The organism is Streptosporangium sp. NPDC002721 (assembly GCF_042888905.1).
Taxonomy (GTDB): Bacteria; Actinomycetota; Actinomycetes; order Streptosporangiales; family Streptosporangiaceae; genus Streptosporangium.
Genome location: NZ_JBIAQI010000005.1, coordinates 47,449 through 66,711, shown reverse-complemented (window position 1 = coordinate 66,711; position 19,263 = coordinate 47,449). Strand labels below are relative to the sequence as shown.

The 19,263-nt window shown below is 70.7% G+C and carries 19 protein-coding genes; 12 read left to right on the top strand and 7 right to left on the bottom strand.

Annotation, left to right across the window (positions count from 1 at the left end):
• The first annotated feature begins 120 nt into the window (after positions 1-120).
• The 9 genes from ACFYWM_RS08090 to ACFYWM_RS08050 all read left to right on the top strand — a co-directional run bounded on the left by ACFYWM_RS08090 (position 121) and on the right by ACFYWM_RS08050 (position 9,827).
• On the top strand, positions 121-1,275 hold the full coding sequence (locus ACFYWM_RS08090; protein WP_389910434.1) for an anion permease: 1,155 nt from the start codon (positions 121-123) through the stop codon (positions 1,273-1,275).
• A 126-nt stretch (positions 1,276-1,401) separates the two neighbouring features.
• Positions 1,402-1,605: a hypothetical protein gene (locus tag ACFYWM_RS08085; RefSeq protein WP_389910431.1), complete on the top strand. Its 204-nt coding sequence runs from the start codon at positions 1,402-1,404 to the stop codon at positions 1,603-1,605.
• 90 nt (positions 1,606-1,695) lie between these two features.
• Positions 1,696-2,481 (top strand): SDR family NAD(P)-dependent oxidoreductase, encoded by a 786-nt coding sequence (locus ACFYWM_RS08080; protein ID WP_389910427.1) that lies wholly within the window; start codon positions 1,696-1,698, stop codon positions 2,479-2,481.
• Positions 2,471-3,163, top strand: coding sequence for a TetR/AcrR family transcriptional regulator (locus ACFYWM_RS08075; RefSeq protein WP_389910423.1), 693 nt, complete (start codon positions 2,471-2,473; stop codon positions 3,161-3,163). Before ACFYWM_RS08080 ends, ACFYWM_RS08075 begins: the two co-directional genes overlap by 11 nt.
• A 366-nt stretch (positions 3,164-3,529) precedes the next feature.
• The gene (efeU, locus tag ACFYWM_RS08070; protein WP_389910420.1) at positions 3,530-4,438 is read left to right on the top strand and encodes an iron uptake transporter permease EfeU; all 909 of its coding nucleotides are present in this window, start codon (positions 3,530-3,532) and stop codon (positions 4,436-4,438) included.
• 21 nt (positions 4,439-4,459) lie between these two features.
• Positions 4,460-5,620: an iron uptake system protein EfeO gene (gene efeO, locus ACFYWM_RS08065; protein ID WP_389910417.1), complete on the top strand. Its 1,161-nt coding sequence runs from the start codon at positions 4,460-4,462 to the stop codon at positions 5,618-5,620.
• A gap of 35 nt (positions 5,621-5,655) precedes the next feature.
• The gene (efeB, locus tag ACFYWM_RS08060; protein WP_389910414.1) at positions 5,656-6,927 is read left to right on the top strand and encodes an iron uptake transporter deferrochelatase/peroxidase subunit; all 1,272 of its coding nucleotides are present in this window, start codon (positions 5,656-5,658) and stop codon (positions 6,925-6,927) included.
• 407 nt (positions 6,928-7,334) lie between these two features.
• The gene (locus ACFYWM_RS08055; RefSeq protein ID WP_389910412.1) at positions 7,335-8,306 is read left to right on the top strand and encodes a helix-turn-helix domain-containing protein; all 972 of its coding nucleotides are present in this window, start codon (positions 7,335-7,337) and stop codon (positions 8,304-8,306) included.
• 390 nt (positions 8,307-8,696) lie between these two features.
• A complete protein-coding gene (locus ACFYWM_RS08050) occupies positions 8,697-9,827 on the top strand; it encodes a ParB N-terminal domain-containing protein (RefSeq protein ID WP_389910409.1) in 1,131 nt (376 codons plus the stop codon).
• A 271-nt stretch (positions 9,828-10,098) separates the two neighbouring features.
• Here ACFYWM_RS08050 and ACFYWM_RS08045 read toward each other — a convergent pair whose 3' ends face one another.
• From ACFYWM_RS08045 to ACFYWM_RS08035, 3 genes are all read right to left on the bottom strand, one after another.
• Positions 10,099-10,749: a hemerythrin domain-containing protein gene (locus ACFYWM_RS08045; protein WP_389910406.1), complete on the bottom strand. Its 651-nt coding sequence runs from the start codon at positions 10,747-10,749 to the stop codon at positions 10,099-10,101.
• 197 nt (positions 10,750-10,946) lie between these two features.
• On the bottom strand, positions 10,947-14,216 hold the full coding sequence (locus ACFYWM_RS08040) for a BTAD domain-containing putative transcriptional regulator (RefSeq protein ID WP_389910403.1): 3,270 nt from the start codon (positions 14,214-14,216) through the stop codon (positions 10,947-10,949).
• 198 nt (positions 14,217-14,414) lie between these two features.
• Positions 14,415-15,197 carry an SAM-dependent methyltransferase gene (locus tag ACFYWM_RS08035; protein ID WP_389910400.1) on the bottom strand — a complete coding sequence of 261 codons (783 nt, stop codon included), beginning with the start codon at positions 15,195-15,197 and terminating at the stop codon, positions 14,415-14,417.
• A 203-nt stretch (positions 15,198-15,400) separates the two neighbouring features.
• On the opposite strand from ACFYWM_RS08035, the gene ACFYWM_RS08030 reads away from it, so the two are divergent.
• Positions 15,401-15,613, top strand: coding sequence for a DUF4287 domain-containing protein (locus tag ACFYWM_RS08030; protein ID WP_389910397.1), 213 nt, complete (start codon positions 15,401-15,403; stop codon positions 15,611-15,613).
• 137 nt (positions 15,614-15,750) lie between these two features.
• On the opposite strand, the gene ACFYWM_RS08025 is transcribed toward ACFYWM_RS08030, so the two are convergent.
• The 4 genes from ACFYWM_RS08025 to ACFYWM_RS08010 form a co-directional block, all read right to left on the bottom strand.
• On the bottom strand, positions 15,751-16,086 hold the full coding sequence (locus ACFYWM_RS08025) for a hypothetical protein (protein ID WP_389910394.1): 336 nt from the start codon (positions 16,084-16,086) through the stop codon (positions 15,751-15,753).
• Positions 16,087-16,375: 289 nt separating this feature from the next.
• Positions 16,376-16,537, bottom strand: a complete 162-nt coding sequence (locus ACFYWM_RS08020) for a GNAT family N-acetyltransferase (RefSeq protein WP_389911109.1) — start codon at positions 16,535-16,537, stop codon at positions 16,376-16,378.
• Complete coding sequence (locus ACFYWM_RS08015; protein ID WP_389910391.1) at positions 16,534-16,869, bottom strand: hypothetical protein; 336 nt, start codon at positions 16,867-16,869, stop codon at positions 16,534-16,536. Before ACFYWM_RS08015 ends, ACFYWM_RS08020 begins: the two co-directional genes overlap by 4 nt.
• Positions 16,870-17,174: 305 nt before the next feature.
• Entirely contained in the window at positions 17,175-17,675 is a 501-nt protein-coding gene (locus tag ACFYWM_RS08010) for an ATP-binding protein (RefSeq protein WP_389910388.1), read from the bottom strand.
• A 217-nt stretch (positions 17,676-17,892) separates the two neighbouring features.
• On the opposite strand from ACFYWM_RS08010, the gene ACFYWM_RS08005 reads away from it, so the two are divergent.
• Together ACFYWM_RS08005 and ACFYWM_RS08000 are read left to right on the top strand one after the other, a co-directional pair.
• Positions 17,893-18,735: a helix-turn-helix domain-containing protein gene (locus ACFYWM_RS08005; protein ID WP_389910385.1), complete on the top strand. Its 843-nt coding sequence runs from the start codon at positions 17,893-17,895 to the stop codon at positions 18,733-18,735.
• Positions 18,732-19,163: a DUF397 domain-containing protein gene (locus ACFYWM_RS08000; RefSeq protein ID WP_389910383.1), complete on the top strand. Its 432-nt coding sequence runs from the start codon at positions 18,732-18,734 to the stop codon at positions 19,161-19,163. The genes ACFYWM_RS08005 and ACFYWM_RS08000 overlap by 4 nt, the downstream gene beginning before the upstream one ends.
• Positions 19,164-19,263: the final 100 nt, after the last annotated feature.

The following is a 19,263-nucleotide window of genomic DNA, read 5'->3' as shown; positions in this document are numbered from 1 at the left end:
GGGAAGCGGTCCCCCGCGATCCGTGTCGTCCGGGTGACGCGCGTTCGACGGGAGGATGAATTCTCCGTATGGAATTCTCCGACCTGCATATATGTCGTCTGAGGTGTCATATCTGCGGGCATGGATGCGAACTTCGTGTTGCTCGCCATCGTGATCGTCACCGCGTTGTCCTTCGACTTCACCAACGGCTTTCACGACACCGCCAACGCCATGGCGACCTCGATCGCCACGGGTGCGTTACGGCCCAAGGTCGCGGTCGCGCTGTCGGCGGTCCTGAACTTCGCGGGGGCGTTCCTGTCGCTGAAGGTCGCGGCCACCATCGCGACCGGCATCGTCGACTCCGGGGCCATCACCCTGACGGTCGTCTTCGCCGGGCTGATCGGAGGGCTGGCCTGGAACCTGCTGACCTGGTACTTCGGCATCCCCTCCAGTTCCTCGCACGCGCTGATCGGCGGCGTGGTCGGGGCCACCCTGATCGCGGCGGGCGCCTCGGCCGTCAAGGGCGCGGAGATCGTGTCCAAGGTGCTTATCCCGGCGGTGCTGGCGCCGCTGGCGGCGATCCTGGTCGCCACCGTCGGCACCTACCTGGTCTACGTCATCACCAGGAACGTCCCCGACGGCACCAGGGCCCGCGGGTTCAGGTACGGCCAGATCGGCTCGGCCTCGCTGGTCTCCCTGGCCCACGGCACCAACGACGCGCAGAAGACGATGGGCATCATCACCCTCGCGATGATCACCGCCGGTGCCGTCGGCAAGGACGAGGGAACCCCGACCTGGGTGATCGTGGCCAGCGCGACCGCGATCGCGCTGGGTACCTACCTGGGCGGCTGGCGGGTGATCCGTACCCTCGGCAAGGGGCTGACCGAGATCGAGACCCCGCAGGGTTTCGCGGCCGAGGGGTCCTCGGCGGCCGTCATCTTCGCCTCCTCGCACTTCGGCTTCCCGCTGTCGACCACGCACGTGTGCGCGGGCTCGGTGATCGGCTCCGGCGTCGGCAAGCACCTGGCCGAGGTCCGCTGGAGCATCGCGGCCAGGATGGGGGCCGCGTGGCTGATCACCCTCCCGGCCGCCGCCGTGGTCGGCGCGCTGGCCTGGGCGGGCGCCAACGTGATCGGCGGCGCGCTGGGGGTCGGCGTCGTCTTCGGCGTCGCCCTGGCGCTGTCGGGGGCGCTGTACCTGGCCTCGCGGCGCCGCCCGGTCAACGCCGCGAACGTCAACGACGAATGGACCGGCCGGCTCGCCCCGGCCGCGAAGATGAGGGAGCACGCCGCGTGAACGAGTACACAGACCGGACCGGCCGGCTCGCCCCGGCCGCGAAGATGAGGGAGCACGCCGCGTGAACGAGTACACAGACCGGACCGGCCGGCTCGCCCCGGCCACGAGGACGAGGGGGCGCGCCGCGTGAACGGCTACATCGATCTGGACGCGCTGTGGAAGGTCCTGCTCGCCTCGCTGCTGGCGGGCGCCGGGCTGGTCGCGGTCTTCTCCCTGGCCCTGGTCGGCCTGTCCAGCGGGCGGTTGGCCGGTCGTGCGGGAGCCGGGCTCTGCTTCCTGGTCGTGGCCGCCGGTATCGTCCTCGGCCTCCACACCATGCTCGCCGCCTGACCGCCGGCCGCCGGCCGCCGCTGAGCCGCGCTCGCCGATCGGTCGCCCAGCATTCTAGAGAGACTCTCTAGAATCGGTTACGCTTCCGGGATGAGAGTCACCGCCGTCATCACCGGAGGCAACCGCGGGATCGGCCTGGCCACGGCCGAGGAGTTCGCCCGCCGCGGCCACCGGGTGGTCCTCCTGGCGAGGAACCCCGCCGCGGCGCGCGAGGCCGCCCGGCTCGGCGCCGAGCTGGTCACCGGTGACCTCTCGACCCTGAAGGGGGTCCGGGCCGCCGCCGAGGCACTGGCCGGAACCTGCCCGCGGCTCGACGTGCTGGTCCACAACGCCGGGATCTGGCCGTCGGCGCGACGGCTCACCGAGGACGGGTTCGAGGAGTCCTTCGCCGTCAACCACCTGGCGCCCTTCCTGCTCAACCATCTGCTGGAGGACCGCCTGGACCGGGTCGTCCAGGTCACCGCGGGCCTGTACACCAAGGGCAGGGCCGACCCCGCGCGCACCCCGGCGGGCGCCGACTTCTCTCCCGTACGCACCTACGCCGACACCAAGCTCTGCAACCTGGCGCTGATGCCGCTGTGGGCCGAACGCTGGAGGCGGCGGGAGGTCACGATCGACGCCGTGCACCCCGGGGTGATCAGGACCGGGCTCGGCGACCGGGGCGGCCCGGTGGGGCTGCTGCTGAAGGCCGCGAAGCTGCTGTGGAAGCCACCTGCGGAGGGCGCGGCCCCCGTCGTACGGCTGGCGCTCGACCGCACCGGCACCGGGCGTTACTTCGACGTCGACCGCGAGACGCCCCTCGCCCCGGTGGCCGCCGACCCGGCGACGGCGGGGAGACTGTGGGCGCAGGCCGCGGAGCTGACCGGTGTCGCCTAGGCAGCGGCGCGGCGAGGAGACCAGGGAGCGGCTGCTGGCCGCGGCACTGGACCTCTACGAGAGGGAGGGCGCCGACGGCTTCACCATGACGGCGGTGACCGGTACGAGCGGTGTCAGCGTCGGCAGCCTCTACCACCACTTCGGCAGCTTCGACGGGCTGGCGGCGGCACTCTACGCCCGCTGCCTGTCCGGCCTGCTCGACGCCGTCATCGCCGCGCTGGACGCGGTGCCCCCGGGGGAGGGGACGGGGACCGGGGACGGCACGGAGGCGAAAGCGGGGAAGGGTACGGAGGCGAAGGCAGGGAAGGACGCGGAGGCGCGGGCCGCCGCCGGGGTCGAGGCCGTGGTCGCCGGATACCTGGGCTTCACCCGCGAGCACAGGGCCGCCGCGCACTTCGTCCACGCCTCCGCCTACGCCGCCTTCCTCCCCCCGCACGCCACCCTGGTGGCGAAGGAGAAGGAGCCCAGGCTGGCCGGGATCCTGGGCCGGCTACGGCCGTACGCCGAGGCGGGGCTGGTCGTGGAACTGCCGGACGCGCTGACGGAGATGCTGGTCATCGGCCCGGTCGCGGAGACGGCCCGCCGATGGCTGGCCGGTGCCCCCGGCATCGACCTGGACGAGGCGTGTCGGCTGCTTCCCGAACGGATCTGGCGATCCCTGCGGGCCGACGTCTCGCCGTGACGCCGCAGGTCCCGCTGCGGGGGCGTGACGCGGTGGGTCCCGCCGTGAGGCCGTGAGTCCCGCTGTGAGGGTGTGACGCCGCGGGTCCCGCCGTGAGGCCGCGGGTCTCGCTGTGAGGGTGTGACGCCGCGGGTCCCGCCGTGACCGCCGCGGCCGTGGTACCCGGCCGCCGGTGCCGTCCGTCTCCCCCCGGGAAGGGATTCTCAGGAACCTTGAGGCGCGGCCTCCCGGGAAACGGGTGAGCCGGCCACCCCGTCGTGATCATCGTTCCTGGTCAGAGTGTTACCCCTGTGAAAGTCCGTCACTTTGCGGAGAGTAGTGTTGCTCTGCCCAATTTAGGTAAGCCTTGCCATATACGGAGTGACGGTGTTCGCCAGCTACCTCATCGGATTGCGCGAGGGCCTGGAGGCCACGCTCGTCGTCTCCGTGCTCGTCGCGCTCCTCGTCAAGAGTGACCGGCGCGACCGGCTGCCCCTCGTGTGGGCCGGGGTCGGCGCCGCGCTCGTCCTGTCGGTCGCGTTCGGCGCGCTGCTCACCTTCACCGTCGCCCGCCTGGAATACCGGCAGCAGGAGCTGTTCGAGGCGATCACCTCGCTGCTCGCCACCGCGTTCGTCACCTGGATGATCTTCTGGATGCGCCGCGCCTCCCGTACCCTCTCCGGCGAGCTGCGCGCCAGGCTGAGCGAGGCCCTGGAGGTCGGCGCGGCCGCGGTGGTCGTGATGGCCTTCCTCGCCGTGGCGCGCGAGGGCCTGGAGACCGCGCTGCTGTTCTTCGCCTCCGTGCAGGGAGCCACCACCACCGCCGTCCCGCTGATCGGGATCAGCCTGGGCCTGCTCACCGCGGTCGCGCTGGGCTGGGCGATCTACCGCAGCGCGATGCGGATCAACCTGACCAGGTTCTTCACCTGGACGGGCCTGCTGCTGATCCTGGTTGCCACGGGCATCTTCAAGTACGGCGTGCACGACCTGCAGGAGGCCGGTGTCCTGCCCGGCCTGTCCGCCTACGCCTTCGACATCAGCGGCGTGATGGCCGCCGACTCCTGGTACGGCGCCCTGCTGGCCGGGCTGTTCAACATCACCCCGCAGCCGACCGTGCTGGAGACGGTGGCGTGGATCGCCTACGCGGTGCCGACGCTCGCCCTCTTCCTGAGGCCACGTCGCAGCCGCCCGGCCGCCGCGCCCACCGCCCCGTCCACCGATTCGGCGGCCTCCCCGGTGCCCCCGGCGTCCCGGAATCCCCAGACCTCCTCGACCGACCCGCAGCCCGCGGGCTGAAACCGCTTGAACAGGACGACCATGCGTACTTCCGTTGCCATCGCCGCGAGCGCTCTCGCTCTCGCCGGCCTCACCGCCTGCTCCGCCGCGCCCACCGCCTCCACCGCCGGTGCGGGCGCCGGAGCCGGAGCGCCCGCCGCCCACGCCCATGGCGGCCCGGTCGCGGTGGCCGCCACCGACACCGAGTGCAAGGTCGCCGTCACCGAGGTGCCCGCGGGCACCTCGACGTTCTCGATCACCAACGGCGGCACCAAGGTGACCGAGTTCTATGTCTACGCGGCCGGTGACCGGGTCATGGGCGAGGTGGAGAACATCGTGCCCGGCCTGACCCGCGAGGTGATCGTGGAGTTGCCGGCCGGCAGCTACCAGACCGCCTGCAAGCCCGGCATGATCGGCAAGGGCGTCCGCGGCCCGCTCAGGGTCACCGGCGAGCACAAGCCGCTCAGCGACGACGCCCAGCTCTCCGCGGCGACCGCCGGCTACAAGCGCTACATCAAGTCGCAGAGCGACACGCTGCTGACCAAGACGCAGGAGTTCGTCGACGCGGTCAAGGCCGAGGACATCGGCAGGGCCAAGGAGCTCTTCCCCGTCTCCCGCACCTACTGGGAGCGGATCGAGCCGGTCGCGGAGATCTTCGGCGACCTCGACCCGGCCATCGACGCCCGCGAGAACGACGTGGCCGAGGGCGAGGAGTGGACCGGCTTCCACAGGATCGAGAAGGACCTCTGGGTCGCCAAGGACGTCAGCGAGGACGGGCCGATCGCCGACAAGCTGATGGCCGACATCAAGACCGTCGTGGAGCAGTCCAACGCGGCCGAGCTGTCGCCCGTACTGCTCGCCAACGGGGCCAAGGGCCTGCTCGACGAGGTCGCCTCCGGAAAGATCACCGGCGAGGAGGACCGCTACTCGCACACCGACCTGTGGGACTTCGACGCCAACCTGCAGGGTTCCAAGGCCGCGGTGCAGGCGCTCCGGCCCGTCCTGGAGGAGCGCGCCCCCGAACTGGTGAGGACGCTGGACGAGAAGTTCGCCGGAGCCGAGGCCGCGCTCGGCGCCCATCGGAAGGGCGACGGCTGGAAGCTGCACACCGAGCTGTCCAAGGACGACCTCAGGAAGCTGTCGGACGCGATCAACGCGCTCGCCGAGCCGATCAGCAAGATCGCCGCAGTGGTGGCCAGGTAGCGGACGGCCCGCCGTAGCCGCAGGGGAGGGGTTCGATGAGCGAGCGGATCAGCCGCAGGAAACTGTTCGGGATGGGCGCCGCGGGCGTGGCGGCCGCCGGCGCGGGCGCCGTCGCGGTGCGCGGGTCGGGCGGCGAGCCCGCCCCCACTCCCGCCCCCGGCCCTGCCCGGGTCGCCTCCGCCTCCGACCCCGTCCCCTTCTACGGCGAGCACCAGGCGGGCATCGTCACCCCGGCGCAGGACCGGCTGCACTTCGTCTCCTTCGACGTGACGACCGAGAAGAAGGCGGAGCTGGCCGAGCTGCTGCAGGAGTGGACCGCCGCCGCGGCCCGGATGACGCAGGGCCACGAGGCGGGCGTGTTCGGCGCGGTCGGCGGCCAGCCCGAGGCGCCGCCCGACGACACCGGCGAGGCCCTCGGCCTGCCCGCCTCCGGCCTGACGCTCACCGTCGGCTTCGGCGGGTCACTGTTCGACGACCGGTTCGGGCTGGCCTCCCGCAGGCCGGCCGCGCTCGCCGACCTGCCGCACCTGCCCGGCGACGCGCTGCTGCCGGAGATCTCCGGCGGAGACCTGTGCGTGCAGGCGTGCGCGCACGACCCGCAGGTGGCCGTGCACGCCATCCGCAACCTCGCGCGCATCGGCTTCGGCCGCGTCTCGGTGCGCTGGTCCCAGCTCGGCTTCGGCCGTACGTCGTCGACCTCGCGCGCCCAGGCGACGCCGCGCAACCTGATGGGCTTCAAGGACGGCACCGCCAACCTCAAGCTGGAGGACGTGGCGCTGCTGAGGGAACAGCTCTGGGTGGGACCCGGCGACGGCGCCGGCTGGATGACCGGGGGCAGCTACCTGGTGACCCGCAAGATCCGGATGCTGGTCGAGACGTGGGACCGGGCGCCGCTGGCCGAGCAGGAGCAGATCTTCGGCCGGGACAAGGGGGAGGGGGCCCCGCTGGGCGGGAAGGCCGAGTTCGACGCGATCGACTTCGAGGCCAGGGGCCCCGACGGGGAGGCCCTGATCAAGGACGACGCGCACGTACGGCTGGCGCATCCCTCCCACAACGGCGGCGCGCGCCTGCTGCGGCGCGGCTACAACTACGTCGACGGCTCCGACGGGCTGGGCCGCCTGGACGCCGGGCTGTTCTTCATCGCCTACCAGCGCGACCCCCACCGGCAGTTCGTCACCGTGCAGAGGTCCCTGGCGGGCAGGGACTCCCTCAACGAGTACATCAAGCACGTCTCCAGCGGCCTGTTCGCCTGCCCGCCGGGTGTTCGCGACGCGGGCGACTACTGGGGCCGGGCCCTGTTCTCCTGAGTTCTCCCGGCTCCCCGGAGATCACGCGGTGCCGAGAGCGATGATCCGGTCCACCCGGGCCACGCGGGATGAGATGGTCACCGGGGCCGCGCCGATGCGGGCCGGGGCCCGCGACACCGCGAGTCCGGCCCCGGTGACGCGACATGGCCCTGTCCGGGTTCTCGCCCGGCGGGTAATGGCAGCCTCCACATCGAACACGGGGTCACGCATTGCGGTCGCAAGGTGACAACACATGGATTGTCAGCTGGTTTTCGCCTTCTATCAGAAGGGTATTGATTTGCTGCCTTTCGGCAATGAGATAAATCGACCCCGGGATGTGGGAGGGGTTTCCCGCCTGCTGATGGGCAAGGAAATCCGTCACCGCGCCTTTTGTGAAAGACGAAACGCCCAGCGGAGAATCAGCGATGATGGAGACGGTGTTCCGCAGCCAGGACCTTCCCGTGGCCGACCGGTTCGACCGGTGGTACGAGATGATCACCCAGGCGTTCGCACCAACCCTGGTACGAAGCGACAACGAAAAAGAATTCTCCGCCAGTTTGCATCTGCTCGATCTCGGCGCGGTCCAGCTGACGCGGCTTTCCTACCCGCCGCTGCACTCCCGGCGCACCTCGCTCATGGTGCGCCGCTCCGACCCCGAGATCTACTCCCTGTCGTTGACCCTGCGCGGCACCATGGCCCTGGACCACCACGGCCGCCAGGCCGTCGTCTCACCCCACGACCTCCTGCTGTACGACTCCTCCCACCCCTTCCACGCGCACACCGCCACCGACGGCACCGGCAACGTCGAAGGCATGATCCTGCAGTTCCCCCGGGCACTGGTGCCGCTGCCCTTGGACAAACTCACCCCGCTCACCGCCACCCGCCTGAGTGGCACCCGAGGAATCGGCGCGCTGCTGGTCAACCATCTCATCGCGCTGATCCGGAACTCCAGCGATTACACCGCCGCCGACGCCGCCCGTCTGTCGGCGATCACCTTGGACCTGTTCACCGCGACGTGCGCCCACTTCCTGGAGGCCGAGGCCGCGCTCTCCCCGGAGAACCACCGGCAGGTTCTGCGGACGCGCATCCACGCTTTCATCCAACAGCACCTGGGCGACGGGGACCTGTGTGCCGAGACCATCGCCGCCGCCCACCAGATCTCCGTCCGCTACCTGTACAAGCTGTTCCAGGAGCAGGGGATGAGTGTGGCCGCGTGGGTCCGTTCACGTCGACTGGAGCGCTGCCGCCGCGACCTGGCCGACCCCGCCCTGAACTCCCGGCCGATCCACGCCATCGCCGCCCGCTGGGGTTTTGCCAACAACGCGCACTTCAGCCGCGTCTTCCGCGCCACCTACGGCCTCTCCCCGGCCGACTACCGCCACCACCTCACCACGAGATGATGCGGAAACCGGCAACAGTTGTGCGGAAACCGGCAATGACGTCCCGCTTCGACCGCGACAAGAATGATCACAGAGGGAGCCTGGCGCACCCCGCGAGAACCACGTCGGCCCGGGCGACCTCTCACATCCACCCGGCCCCCGGTCACAGGCACGAGGCGGCACCCGGCCCAGGGAAGGAGAAACGGTTCGCGACCCACCCGCGGTCCCAGGCGCTCCATCGAACGGAAACCGATCAGCGTGGCGGCCTCGAAAGGTGACGGTTCGTCGCGGCATCGGTGCGGACAGGGCGCGCGGAGCAAGATCGAGACAACCGGTACGGCAAATCCGAGTGTGCGACCTGCGATGGTACGAGGGAAATCCCCACGGGAGCGGGGAAGGGGCGCCCGAGGGGTGGAGGCCGGCCCGCAGGAGGAACGGGAAGCAGAAAGCCTCGTCGGAGGGGAAAGCAGATTGGTTCATCGGGCCGCGACAAGCGCCTCGTCGCGTACAGGCCAGACCGCGAAGGAAGCATCGGACGAGGACTACCGCTCCACGCTGTCCGAGGTCGAGTCGGTTCCCGTCCGCTCGCTGCTCTCGGCGGACACGCCGCGGAGCATGGGGGAGGATCCGCAGCACATACGTCTGCTGTTCAGCGTGGAGGCCGCGCTGCCCCCGGTGATCGTGCACCGGCCCACGATGCGGGTCGTCGACGGGATGCACCGGCTGCGGGCGGCGATGCTGCGTGGGGATACGAACATCCGCGTGCGGTTCTTCGACGGCGACGAACACGATGCCTTCGTGATCGCCGTGAGGGAGAACATCGCGCACGGCCTGCCGTTGTCGGCCGCTGATCGCGCCGCGGCCGCCGGCCGGATCGTCCGCTCGCACCCGCACTGGTCGGACAGGATGGTCGGCAAGGTGGCCGGGCTGTCGGCCCGGACGGTGGGTAACGTGCGTCGTTCTGTGTCCACCGGGAACGCCCAGCCGGTGTCACGGCTGGGAGACGACGGCCGCATCCGCCCGCTGGACAGCTCCGCGGGCCGGATCCGCGCGGCTGAGCTGATGGTCGAAGAGCCGCATGCCTCGCTGCGGCGGATCGCGAGACAGGCGGGGATCTCGCCGAACACGGTGCGCGATGTCCGCGATCGTCTTGAGAGGGGGGAGAGTCCGCTGCCAAGATCATCGCGATCCGCTGACGCGCGCCCTGACGCGGCTCCGCACGCGAGGCCTGCCACGTCCGGCGGTTCTCTCCCGGGGGCCGCCTCCGAGGTGCGCTCACCCGAGGCGGGAGGCGACCGGCGCCGGACGTCACCGTTGCATACCCTGATCAGGGACCCGGCCATGCGATCAGGGGAGCGAGGCCGGCTCCTTCTGCGCATGCTCAGCATGAGTGACGCGCTCACGCCGGATCGGGAACAGCTGATCGACGCGGTTCCCGAGCACTGCGTGGATCTGGTCTGCCAGGCGGTGAAGGAGAGTGCCGCCGCCTGGGCGGAGTTCGCCGGAAGGGTCGAGCGCAGAGCCGCGGGCCTCAAAGGATGAGCGGACACACGCGGCGTGATGCCGGTCGCCGACCGGGGCGTCGCCGAAGCCGTTCACGATCGGCCGCCCCGGGAAGGGGGCACGGTCTTCCGGAGAGGACGGAGAGGACGGAGAGGACGGAGAGGACGGAGAGGACGGGAAAGCGGGACAGCCGGCTCCGGAAGGGGACGTGTGGCCGCCGGTGCCGTTCACGCCGCGCGTTCGAGGTTCCGGCGGTGGATCCCCGGCCTGCTGAACGGGCGGCGGGGATCCCGGTAGGCGGAGCGCGGCGTCAGCCGAAGACCTGGCCGGCGCGGCGTTCGTAGGCGCGGCGCCAGGACAGCCGGTAGAGGACCCGCATGATCAGAGGGGCGGTCGTGAGGATGTGCTCGCGGGCCCCGGGATCGGCGGCGTCCAGCGTCCACGCCGCGACCATCGGGAGGTCGCGGCCGTGACTCCTGGTGATCTTCTTTCCCGACTCCTCCCACCACGCCGGGCTCACGTGCTCGGTGATCAGCGGTACGACCTCCGACTCCTCCAGCGCGAGGTGGGTGTACAGCAGTTCGTGCAGCCGTCGCAGGTCATCGGCCTGCTCCGCCGCGGGGCGTCTCGCCGCCGACAGCCTGCCGATGACGGTGTCCATCTCCTGGTGGTCGGCCTCCAGCCGGTCCAGGACGGGCTCGGACTCGGGGACCAGCGCGCGGAGCAGCGGCCAGACGTCCTCGTCCTCGCCGGAGTGGTGGTGGTGAAGGGCGCGCAGCATGAACGCGGTGTGCTCGTCGATCAGGGCCCGGCGTCTCACGTCGCGCGGATTGCATCTGTCCAGCGCGGCGGCCAGGCGGGCGAAGTCGCGGCGCAGGCCGGCGTGGAAGGCGAGGAAGAGCACGAGGTCGGGGGCGGGGTCGCCGTGACGGCGCCGGGTGAGGTTCGTCGGGGTTGTCATGCCCTCACCATGCGCGGGTCCTCTTCACGGCCACTTGGCGCGCACTTGGCACCGGCTGCTCCGCGTCCCCGCGCTCGTCCCCGCGTTTCCGCGCTCGTCCCCGCGTCCCCGCGCTCTTCCCCGCGTTTCCGCACCTGTCTTCGCGTCCCCGCGCTCGTCCCAGCGTTTCCGCACCCGTCTTCGCGTCCCCGCGCCCGTCAGCGGGCCGCGCGGGCCGCTCGCGCGCGTGCGGCCCACCAGGTCAGGCCCGCGCGCTCGCAGCGTTCGGCCGCCGCGTCCAGATGGGCCCGCGCGGCGCCGGGATCGGTGGCGACGAGCCCGAGGAAGTATCCCACCGGACCGGCCGGGAACGTCGCCGCGCCGATCGCCAGCCTGTCCTCGTACGGCAGCAGCCGCGCGTAGGTGGCGTCGCAGGCGGCGCGGTCGCCCGCCGCGAGCTGGGCGAGAGCGCTCACGCACAGGGTGGGGAGCTCGAGGAAGTCCCGGGTCAGGACCTGCCAGCCGTCGCGGGTCAGCTCGCGGACGGCCGCGGTATCACCCCGCGAGGCGGCGACGAGCACCTGGAGCATCTGCCGCTGGGACGGGAAGACGAACGCCCCGACCAGCTCCTCGACCTCCTCGCGCACCGCGGCGACGTCGCCGGGGTGCAGGTACCGGGCCATCATGACGGTGTCGAGCGCGATGCGGGTGTGCCAGAGGTTGAGCTGTTCCCCGGCCTCGGCGGCGAGCGCGTACCGGGCGTCGGCGCCGTCGAGGTCGCCGTCGACGAGCCGGCGGGAGCCCGCCCAGATCAGGTGCTGGAACCTCGGCCACGGCAGGTCGAGCCGTTCGATGAGCGTGCGGGCCCGCTCGCCGGCCTGGTCGGCGCCCGCCACGTCGAAGAGCTCCAGCCTGGTACGTTCCAGGATCAGCCATCCGAGCAGTTCGAATCCGGGCATGCCGAGGCCGACGAGCTCCTCGCCGATGGCGTTGATCTCGTTGAGGTACTCGGGCAGGTGGACGCCCTGGTAGCGCGCGTTGAGCGTGATCGCCAGCAGCCGCGTGCCGGCCTCTCCCTTCGCGACCAGGCGGCGGGCCATGGCCAGGGCCTCGCGGGTCGCCGTGTCGCACCGGGGGTCGCCGGTGGAGTCGTAACGTTCCGTGCCGAGACAGCCGAGCAGGCGGCAGCGCAGCACCGAGTCCTTCTCCGGCAGCGCCGCCAGCGTCTCCTCGATGCGCCGCACGACCTGGAGCTCCATGTCGCCGTAGCGGTGGAACTTCCACAGCTGGGGCGCCTCCAGGCTGGTGAGCGCCCTGGCGGTGAGCAGCGGGTCGCCGGGGCCGTCGGAGGCGCGTACGGCCTCCGCCCGCGCCTCCCGGGCCCCGTACCCGTCACCGGCGTCCAGCTGGGCCTGGACGAGGTTGAGCAGGATCTCGACGTGTCCGGCCGGGTCGGCGCCCGGCAGGCGGCCGTGGGCGTCGGCGGCCCGCCGCCACCACTGGGCGGCGTCCGCGTAGGCCAGCCGCCCGGAGGCCTGCGCGGCCGTGGCGGACGCCCACCGCACCGCGTCGGCCCCGGCGGCGGGTCCGGCGGCCAGGGCGTGCCGGGCGAGCGCGGCGAGGTTGGGACCCGGACGGCGTTCGAGGGCGCGCAACGCGGCCAGGTGGAGCGCGGCCCGGCGCCGGGCCGGGATGTCCCCGTACACGGTCTCGCGGACGAGGTCGTGCGTGAATCGCCCGTCGTCCGACAGCAGCCGCAGGCCGGCGGCCGTGTCCAGGGCCTCGGACGCGTCGTCGCCGGCGATCTCGGCGATGACGAGCGGGTCGGTGCCGTCGCCGACCACGGCCACGGCCTCGATGACGGCCCGGTGGGCGGCGGGCAGCCGGATGATCCTCCGCCGCAGCACGTCGGCCAGCCCTTCGGGGACGGCCTTCAGGGCCCGTCCGATGCCGATGTCCTCGGCCAGGCGCAGCGTCTCCCGGATGAACAGCGGGTTGCCCCGGGTGCGTTCGGTCAGCGCCGCGAGCTCGCCGGAGTCGCCGGAGCCGTCGGGGCCGCAGAGCCCGGCGGACCCCGCGAGCTCCGCCACGGCGCCGGGGTCCAGCCCCGTGAGCGGCAGCCGGAGCGCGTTGTGGCGGCTCAGCATGCCCAGCGTGTCGTACACCTCCGCCGGGCCCTCTCCCGAGCGCGTCGTGATGACGACGCCGACCCCGCCCCGGAGCAGGACCGCCAGATCGGACAGCAGGCCGAGCGACGCGGAGTCCGCCCACTGCAGGTCGTCGATCACCACGAGCACGGGCCGGTCGCGTGCGGCCAGGTCGAGGTAGGCCGCCGTGGCCCGGTGCAGCCGGAACCTGGCCTCCCCGGTCTCGGCCGGCCGCTCGGGAGCCGCGCCGGGTACGCCGTCCCCGAGCAGGACGCGCAGCGAGCCCGTCCACTCCTCCCCGGGCGGGACCTCGGCGCTCAGCCGCTGGACCACCTGCCGCCACGGCCACAGCGCGGGGGCGCCGGAGGTCTCGTGGCAGCGCCCCCAGGCCACCCGCCACCCCGCCGCCGAGCGGCCGTCCGCGAACGCCTCGGCCAGCCAGGTCTTGCCGATGCCCGGCTCCCCGGAGACGACGGCGATGCCGGGACGGCCGCGCTCGACCTCCAGGGCCAGGTCGCGCAGGCGTTCGAGCTGGGCCGCCCTGCCCACGACGAGCCGCGCGGGAGGGGCCACCGGCGGCGGGGACGCGGGGGAGACAGGGGAGACGGGGACCGGCGGGGCGGGGGCGAGCGCGGGATCCTGCGCGAGGATCGACGCCTCCAGGCGCCGGAGGCCGGGCCCGGGGTCGAGCCCGAGTTCCTCCGCCAGGTGCGCCCGCGCCGACCGCAGCGCCTTCAGCGCCTCGGCCTGCCGCCCGAGCCGGTACAGCGCGAGGGCGAGCAGCTCCCAGAGCCCCTCCCGCAGCGGGTTTGCCCGTACGAGCGTCTCGAGCTCGCCCACGACGTGGGGACGCCCCTCGTCGAGCAGGCGCGCCAGGTGCCGTTCCCTCGTCGAGAGATGCGCCTCCCGCAGCCGCTCGATCTCCGGGCGCAGCCAGTCCGCGTCCTCGAACTCCTCGTACGGCGTCCCGCGCCACAGCCGCAGCGCCTCCTCGTAGGCGCCCGCCTCGGCCAGGCGGGTGAACGTGTCGGCGTCCACCTCGTGCTCCCCGAGCGCGTACCCGGGCGGGCGGTTGAGCAGCACCGCCGACGCTGTGCGCGGCGCTCGGCCGGGTTCGAGGATCCGCCGGAGGTTGGAGATGTAGCTGTGCAGCGTTCCCAGCGCGCGGGCGGGCTGGTCCTCGCCGTACAGGCTGTCCAGGAGCACGTCCACCGACACCGTGGCGCCGCGCGCGAAGATCAACCGCGCGAGCAGCAGCCGGGGGCGCGGCCCGCCCAGATCGACCGGCTCTCCGTCGACGTACGCTTCGAGCTGCCCGAGAACCCGGAAGATGACCGCCACGCCGGGATTATGTCATCGCATGGAATCCCTGACCATTAACGCGAAAACCCCGATATCTCCGGGCTTACCGTCATCCGGCGGGCCCGGTTCCCGTGCGGCACGGCGCGTGCAGCCGGCGCCGAACCGACCGCCACGGACTCCGCCGGTTCCCGGGCGAGCGGGCGCGGCGCGCGGTGGCGCGGTGACATGGTCGCGCGGTCAGGGTTTGCGCGCGACGCCGCCTGCGCAGGCCACCTCGGGAACCTCGCCCCAGGGGGCGGGGTCGGGCCGCCACCGCTGCACCGGCACGACGCCCGGCTCCAGCAGCGTCAGGCCGTCGAAGTAGCGGGCGATCAGCTCCGGGCTGCGCGGCGTGTAGGCGACCACGCCGCTGCCCGAGTTGTGGCGCCGCATCGCCTCGACGTACGCGGGATCGGTGTCGACGCCGTCGTAGAGCGCCAGGTAGCTGCCCGAGGGCAGGTCCCGCATCAACCGGCGCACGATCGAGAGCGCCTCGTCGTGGTCGGCGATCAGGCCCATGATGCCCATCAGCATCAGCGCGGTGGGCCTGCCGAAGTCGAGCGTCTTCGCGGCCGCCCGCAGGATGTGCTCGGGGTCGCGCACGTCCGACTCGATGTAGTCGGTGGCGCCCTCGGGCGTGCTGGTGAGCAGCGCACGGGCGTGCACCAGCACCAGGGGGTCGTTGTCCACGTAGACGACGCGCGAGTCCGGCGCCACCCGCTGGGCGACCTCGTGGGTGTTGTCGACGGTGGGCAGCCCGGTGCCGATGTCCAGGAACTGGCGGATGCCCGCCTCACCGGCCAGGTGACGCACCACGCGGGCGAGCATGTACCGGGAGTGGCGGGCGACGTCGACCATGCCGGGGAAGACGGCGGACACCCTCTCGCCCGCCTCGCGGTCGACGGCGAAGTTGTCCTTCCCGCCCAGCAGGTAGTTCCAGATGCGGGCCGAGTGCGGCACCTCGGCGTCGATCCGTTCCATCCCGGGCCGCCGCGCGTCCTCCGGCGAACGGGATGACGGGTTCGAGACGGTCGGCTCATCGGCCATTGGGGGAATCTCCTGCCTTCCGGTGTCCTCCAGGGAGATTACGCCCATCCACCCGCCCTGACCCCGAATCATATGATCTTGGTTCCAGGATGGTCGTCGCGCGCAGGGTTAACCGGGGCGAATGGGATACTGCGGACATGACTGACGCTGTGAAGGGCCCGGCGAGTTACTTCCCCTCGATCGAGAAGAAGTACGGCCGCCCGATCGCCGAGTGGAAGGAGCTCATCCGCTCCTCGCCCCTGACCAAGCACATGGAGCTCGTCTCCTGGCTTAAGACCGAGCACGGCCTGGGACACGGCCACGCCAACGCCCTCGTCGCCCACACCCTCGCCGAGGCCGACGGCACGTGAACCGTCCCGGGTTCGTGGAGGATCTCGCCGTTTGACTCCGGGGAATGCGGGTGAACCGCGCGGCGGACAGGCCCGCTCTTTCCTGGATCGCTGCATCCCGATGTTCTCATATGGGCCCTGCCGGAAATCATTCGTGGTCACGAGGGGCCCGGAATTGCCGGTCCGCGTAGTTCCTCGTCACATCCCGGAATCTTGTCCAGATCGTATCGCTGGCCCGACTCCCCGATGTGGCTGAAGAAGATGTCGTAGCACCTGATTTCCAATCCCGAAGCGAAGAGTATACCTCCGCTTTCCACCAAGATCGTTGTTGAGATGACAAGAGAGCCTTGATCAGGTCGTCTCTCGCCGAGAACGCGAGCCCCTCGTACGCTGCGCCAGGAATTTCCCGCGGGGTCGGCTTGGAGTCGCTGACCGACCTGTTCGGCGTATTCTTCCAGCAGGTTCTCGGATGCCGTCTCGATCTGATGTTCCACGAGTGCTCCATACAGCACGCGGGGGAGAAACACTATGCAAAAAACAAAGATCATGAGCGCGGACAGCGCAATTGTGCGTGGCCTGCACGGGCCTATGCCTTTCACGCCATATCCGGCTTTGCTTGTCTCATCCTTGCCAAGGTACCGCGCGTGAGGAATGCGAGGAATGCGCGGTACCCCGGCGTTCGGCTTCCGGGGCGGCGTCAAGCCTCTGTCCGATCGACTACGAGAAAACGGCGGACAGCCTGAGATCGATGTCCACACTCAGAAGGAAAAGGCTGAAGGCGCGTCAGCCGTTCAAGGGCGCGCCTTGCTCCTTGCTCAGCAAGGTTCCGCGCGGTCCGAAGCCCGCCGAGGAGTAGAAGCGGACGGCCCCCTGGTTCGACGTGAAGATGCCGGCGTAGATGAGCGAGACACCGTGTTCCGCGGCGGCCCGCTCCGCCGCCGTCAGCAGGGCCGCCCCGATACCCTCGCCGCGATCCCGTCCAGGACGACGGTGTGGACCTCGGCCGCGCGGCGGGGAGCCAGGATCTGATGGTCCGGGGGATCGGCCAGCGGGACCACCTCCACCATGCCCACCACCTCACCCGCCACCTCGGCGACCAGGATTAGCGTCTTGGAGCCGGTCGAGAGCACCTCCTCGAAGTGCCCGCGCACGGCCTCGACGCCGGGAACGCGATAGACGGCCGGATTGAGTTGGACATGCCTTTCGGCGTTCGCGAGACGCAGGCGGACCAGCGCGGACACGTCCTCACGCGCGGCACCCCTGACCAAGATCGACATAACCGGAGCCTTCCAGCTCGCCCACCCGCCCGCAAGGTACACGGACCAACTCAGAACAGGGCGCACGTTGTCTGATACGGCACCGGGAAGCCTGGAAGAGGAACAGAGACACCACATGTGGACGGCGGCCATGGGAACTGACGCTTTCCGTAGTGGGAAACGGGGAGGCCGGCGTCCCGGACGAGGGGGGAATCGGGTCCGGGACGCCGGCCTTTTCGTACGGTCCATGCTCGGCACGGGGAGCCGTCGGCGTGGACCGGCTCCGAGGCCGGGGGATCGGGGGACGATCCCGGCTGCCCCGGAGGTCAGGGCTGGTGTTGCCAGGTCGGCAGGTCGAACCAAACGACGGTGCCGAGTTGACCGGTACCGCACAGGCGGGTCCATTGGGTGCCGCAACGCCCGTGGGTGAGTTCGGCGACGATGCGCAGGCCCCGGCCGCCGAGTTCGAGGTCGTCGACGCGTTCGGGGACAGGCAGGGGGCGGTGTAGGAGGTGCTCGATGAGGGTGGTTCCGGCTCCGGCGTCGACAACCTCGGCGCGGACGGGCAGACCGTGGTCGTGCAGGAGGCGGAGTTCGTAGGGACCGGGGGCGTAGCGGACGGCGTTGGTGACCAGCTCGGAGACCACGATCTCCAACTCGTCGAGCACGTCGTCGGCCAAGGGCAGCTTGGTCAGCCGATCGCGGAACACTTCCCGGGCGCGCCGGGCCGCGTTGCCCGGAGGCAGGCACCAGGCGATCATCCGGAAGCGGTTGCGGGATCTGCCGTACTCGCCGGGATCTGGGACGGGAACGCGCTCGATGAGCATCGTTGCTCCTAACGGGTGGGAACAGAGGCGGTTCCGCGATCGAGCCGACTGGGACTTACTGCGACTTCCTCGCTACGGAGCGTGCTGTCCGGGCTATCATTATGTGAGACTTCCTTAACCCGCAACTGCTCATTGATGAGAAATCCCAAATTCGCAGCCGAGACGCCAGGCTGAATTGGGGAGAAGCCATCTCAAAAACGGACATAGAGGTGACGGAATGCGCTACAGCTTGTCGGTCCGTGGCCGCCGACTTCTGCGAGAACTGCGTGCCATTCGCGAGTCATGCGGCCTTTCTCCCGAGCAGGTCGCCAAACGGCTCGGCTGGTCCCGCTCGAAGATCTACCGGGTCGAAGCCGGGGAGAGCCGTCTGATCCTCGAAGACCTCGAACTGCTTCTCGGTGTCTACGGTGTGCCTTCTCCGCGTGCCGAAGCGCTTGCCAAACTCTGCCGGGAGGCGTGGAAACGCGGCTGGTGGCTGGCCTACAGCGATATGTACAAGGGCGGGTCGTACTTCGTCCTGGAAGACGACGCCTCGGCGATCACCTTCGTCGCCCAGAACATTCCAGGCCTGCTGCAAACCCCCGACTACGCCCACGCCCTGATCGCGTCGACTCTGCTGGACGGCTCCGAACAGGAGATAAGCCGACGTGCCGAAGCGCGGATCACCCGGCACCGACTTCTCGCGCGTGCCGAACCGCCTCAGGTAACCGCCGTTCTCGACGAGGCCATTCTGTGGCGACAGGTCGGCGGCACGCAGGTCGCCCGCGCCCAGCTCGACCACCTGATCGACATCGCCGCGCACCCGGCGGTCACCCTTCAGGTCATCTCTTTCGCCACGGGTGGCCACCCCGGCTTGGACGGTGAATTCACCATTTTGGACTTTCCTGACAAAGAAGACCCGTCTGTAGCTCATCAGGAAGGTCTTTTCGGAGATATCTTCGTGGAAGCACCCGATGACGTCGCCCGATATCACCGGGCCGCCGAGACCGCACGCGGCAGAGCCCTCGCCCCCGACGAGTCGGTGACACTGATCAGGAACGTGAGGAAGGCGATTCGATGACCGGTGAGCAGGGCTGGATCACCAGCAGTTACAGCGGCAGCGGCCAGCAGTGCGTCCAGATGAGACCGACTTCGTCCGGGGTCGCCGTCCGCGATTCCAGGAACCCGGACGGCTCCAGGCTGCTGTGCACCCCCGACGCCTGGAAATCCCTGGTGACCGAAGCGCGGAACGGCTCCTACGACCTGCCCGCGCACCTTCCCGAAACACCTTCTCAACTGCCCAAACCGGCAGCCGTGGACCTCGGGTTGACCGCCGCCGAGTGGCTGCCCATCCCCGACCCCGGCGACGTCCACCTGTCGATCGCGTTCGTTGACGACCACGTGGCGATGCGCCTCGCCCCCACGGCGGAGACGCTCGTGTTCACTCCCGGCGAGTGGAACGCGTGGTTGTCCGGAGCCAAGGACGGCGAATTCGACCATCTCGCCTGAGCTGCCCGAACACGACCAGCCCTCGAGGGAAGCGGTCCCTACGCCTCTTTCATCCCCAGGTGGGTACGCGGGTGCCGGGCAGGTGGCGAACCTGACGGTA

Coding starts and splice junctions, on each gene's coding strand:
- ACFYWM_RS08015 (WP_389910391.1), bottom strand. CDS start 16,869: ATGTCGATCTTGGTCAGGGGTGCCGCGCGTGAGGACGTGTCCGCGCTG.
- efeO (WP_389910417.1), top strand. CDS start 4,460: ATGCGTACTTCCGTTGCCATCGCCGCGAGCGCTCTCGCTCTCGCCGGC.
- ACFYWM_RS08090 (WP_389910434.1), top strand. CDS start 121: ATGGATGCGAACTTCGTGTTGCTCGCCATCGTGATCGTCACCGCGTTG.
- ACFYWM_RS08030 (WP_389910397.1), top strand. CDS start 15,401: ATGACTGACGCTGTGAAGGGCCCGGCGAGTTACTTCCCCTCGATCGAG.
- ACFYWM_RS08000 (WP_389910383.1), top strand. CDS start 18,732: ATGACCGGTGAGCAGGGCTGGATCACCAGCAGTTACAGCGGCAGCGGC.
- ACFYWM_RS08035 (WP_389910400.1), bottom strand. CDS start 15,197: ATGGAACGGATCGACGCCGAGGTGCCGCACTCGGCCCGCATCTGGAAC.
- ACFYWM_RS08010 (WP_389910388.1), bottom strand. CDS start 17,675: ATGCTCATCGAGCGCGTTCCCGTCCCAGATCCCGGCGAGTACGGCAGA.
- ACFYWM_RS08080 (WP_389910427.1), top strand. CDS start 1,696: ATGAGAGTCACCGCCGTCATCACCGGAGGCAACCGCGGGATCGGCCTG.
- ACFYWM_RS08005 (WP_389910385.1), top strand. CDS start 17,893: ATGCGCTACAGCTTGTCGGTCCGTGGCCGCCGACTTCTGCGAGAACTG.
- ACFYWM_RS08045 (WP_389910406.1), bottom strand. CDS start 10,749: ATGACAACCCCGACGAACCTCACCCGGCGCCGTCACGGCGACCCCGCC.
- ACFYWM_RS08055 (WP_389910412.1), top strand. CDS start 7,335: ATGGAGACGGTGTTCCGCAGCCAGGACCTTCCCGTGGCCGACCGGTTC.
- efeB (WP_389910414.1), top strand. CDS start 5,656: ATGAGCGAGCGGATCAGCCGCAGGAAACTGTTCGGGATGGGCGCCGCG.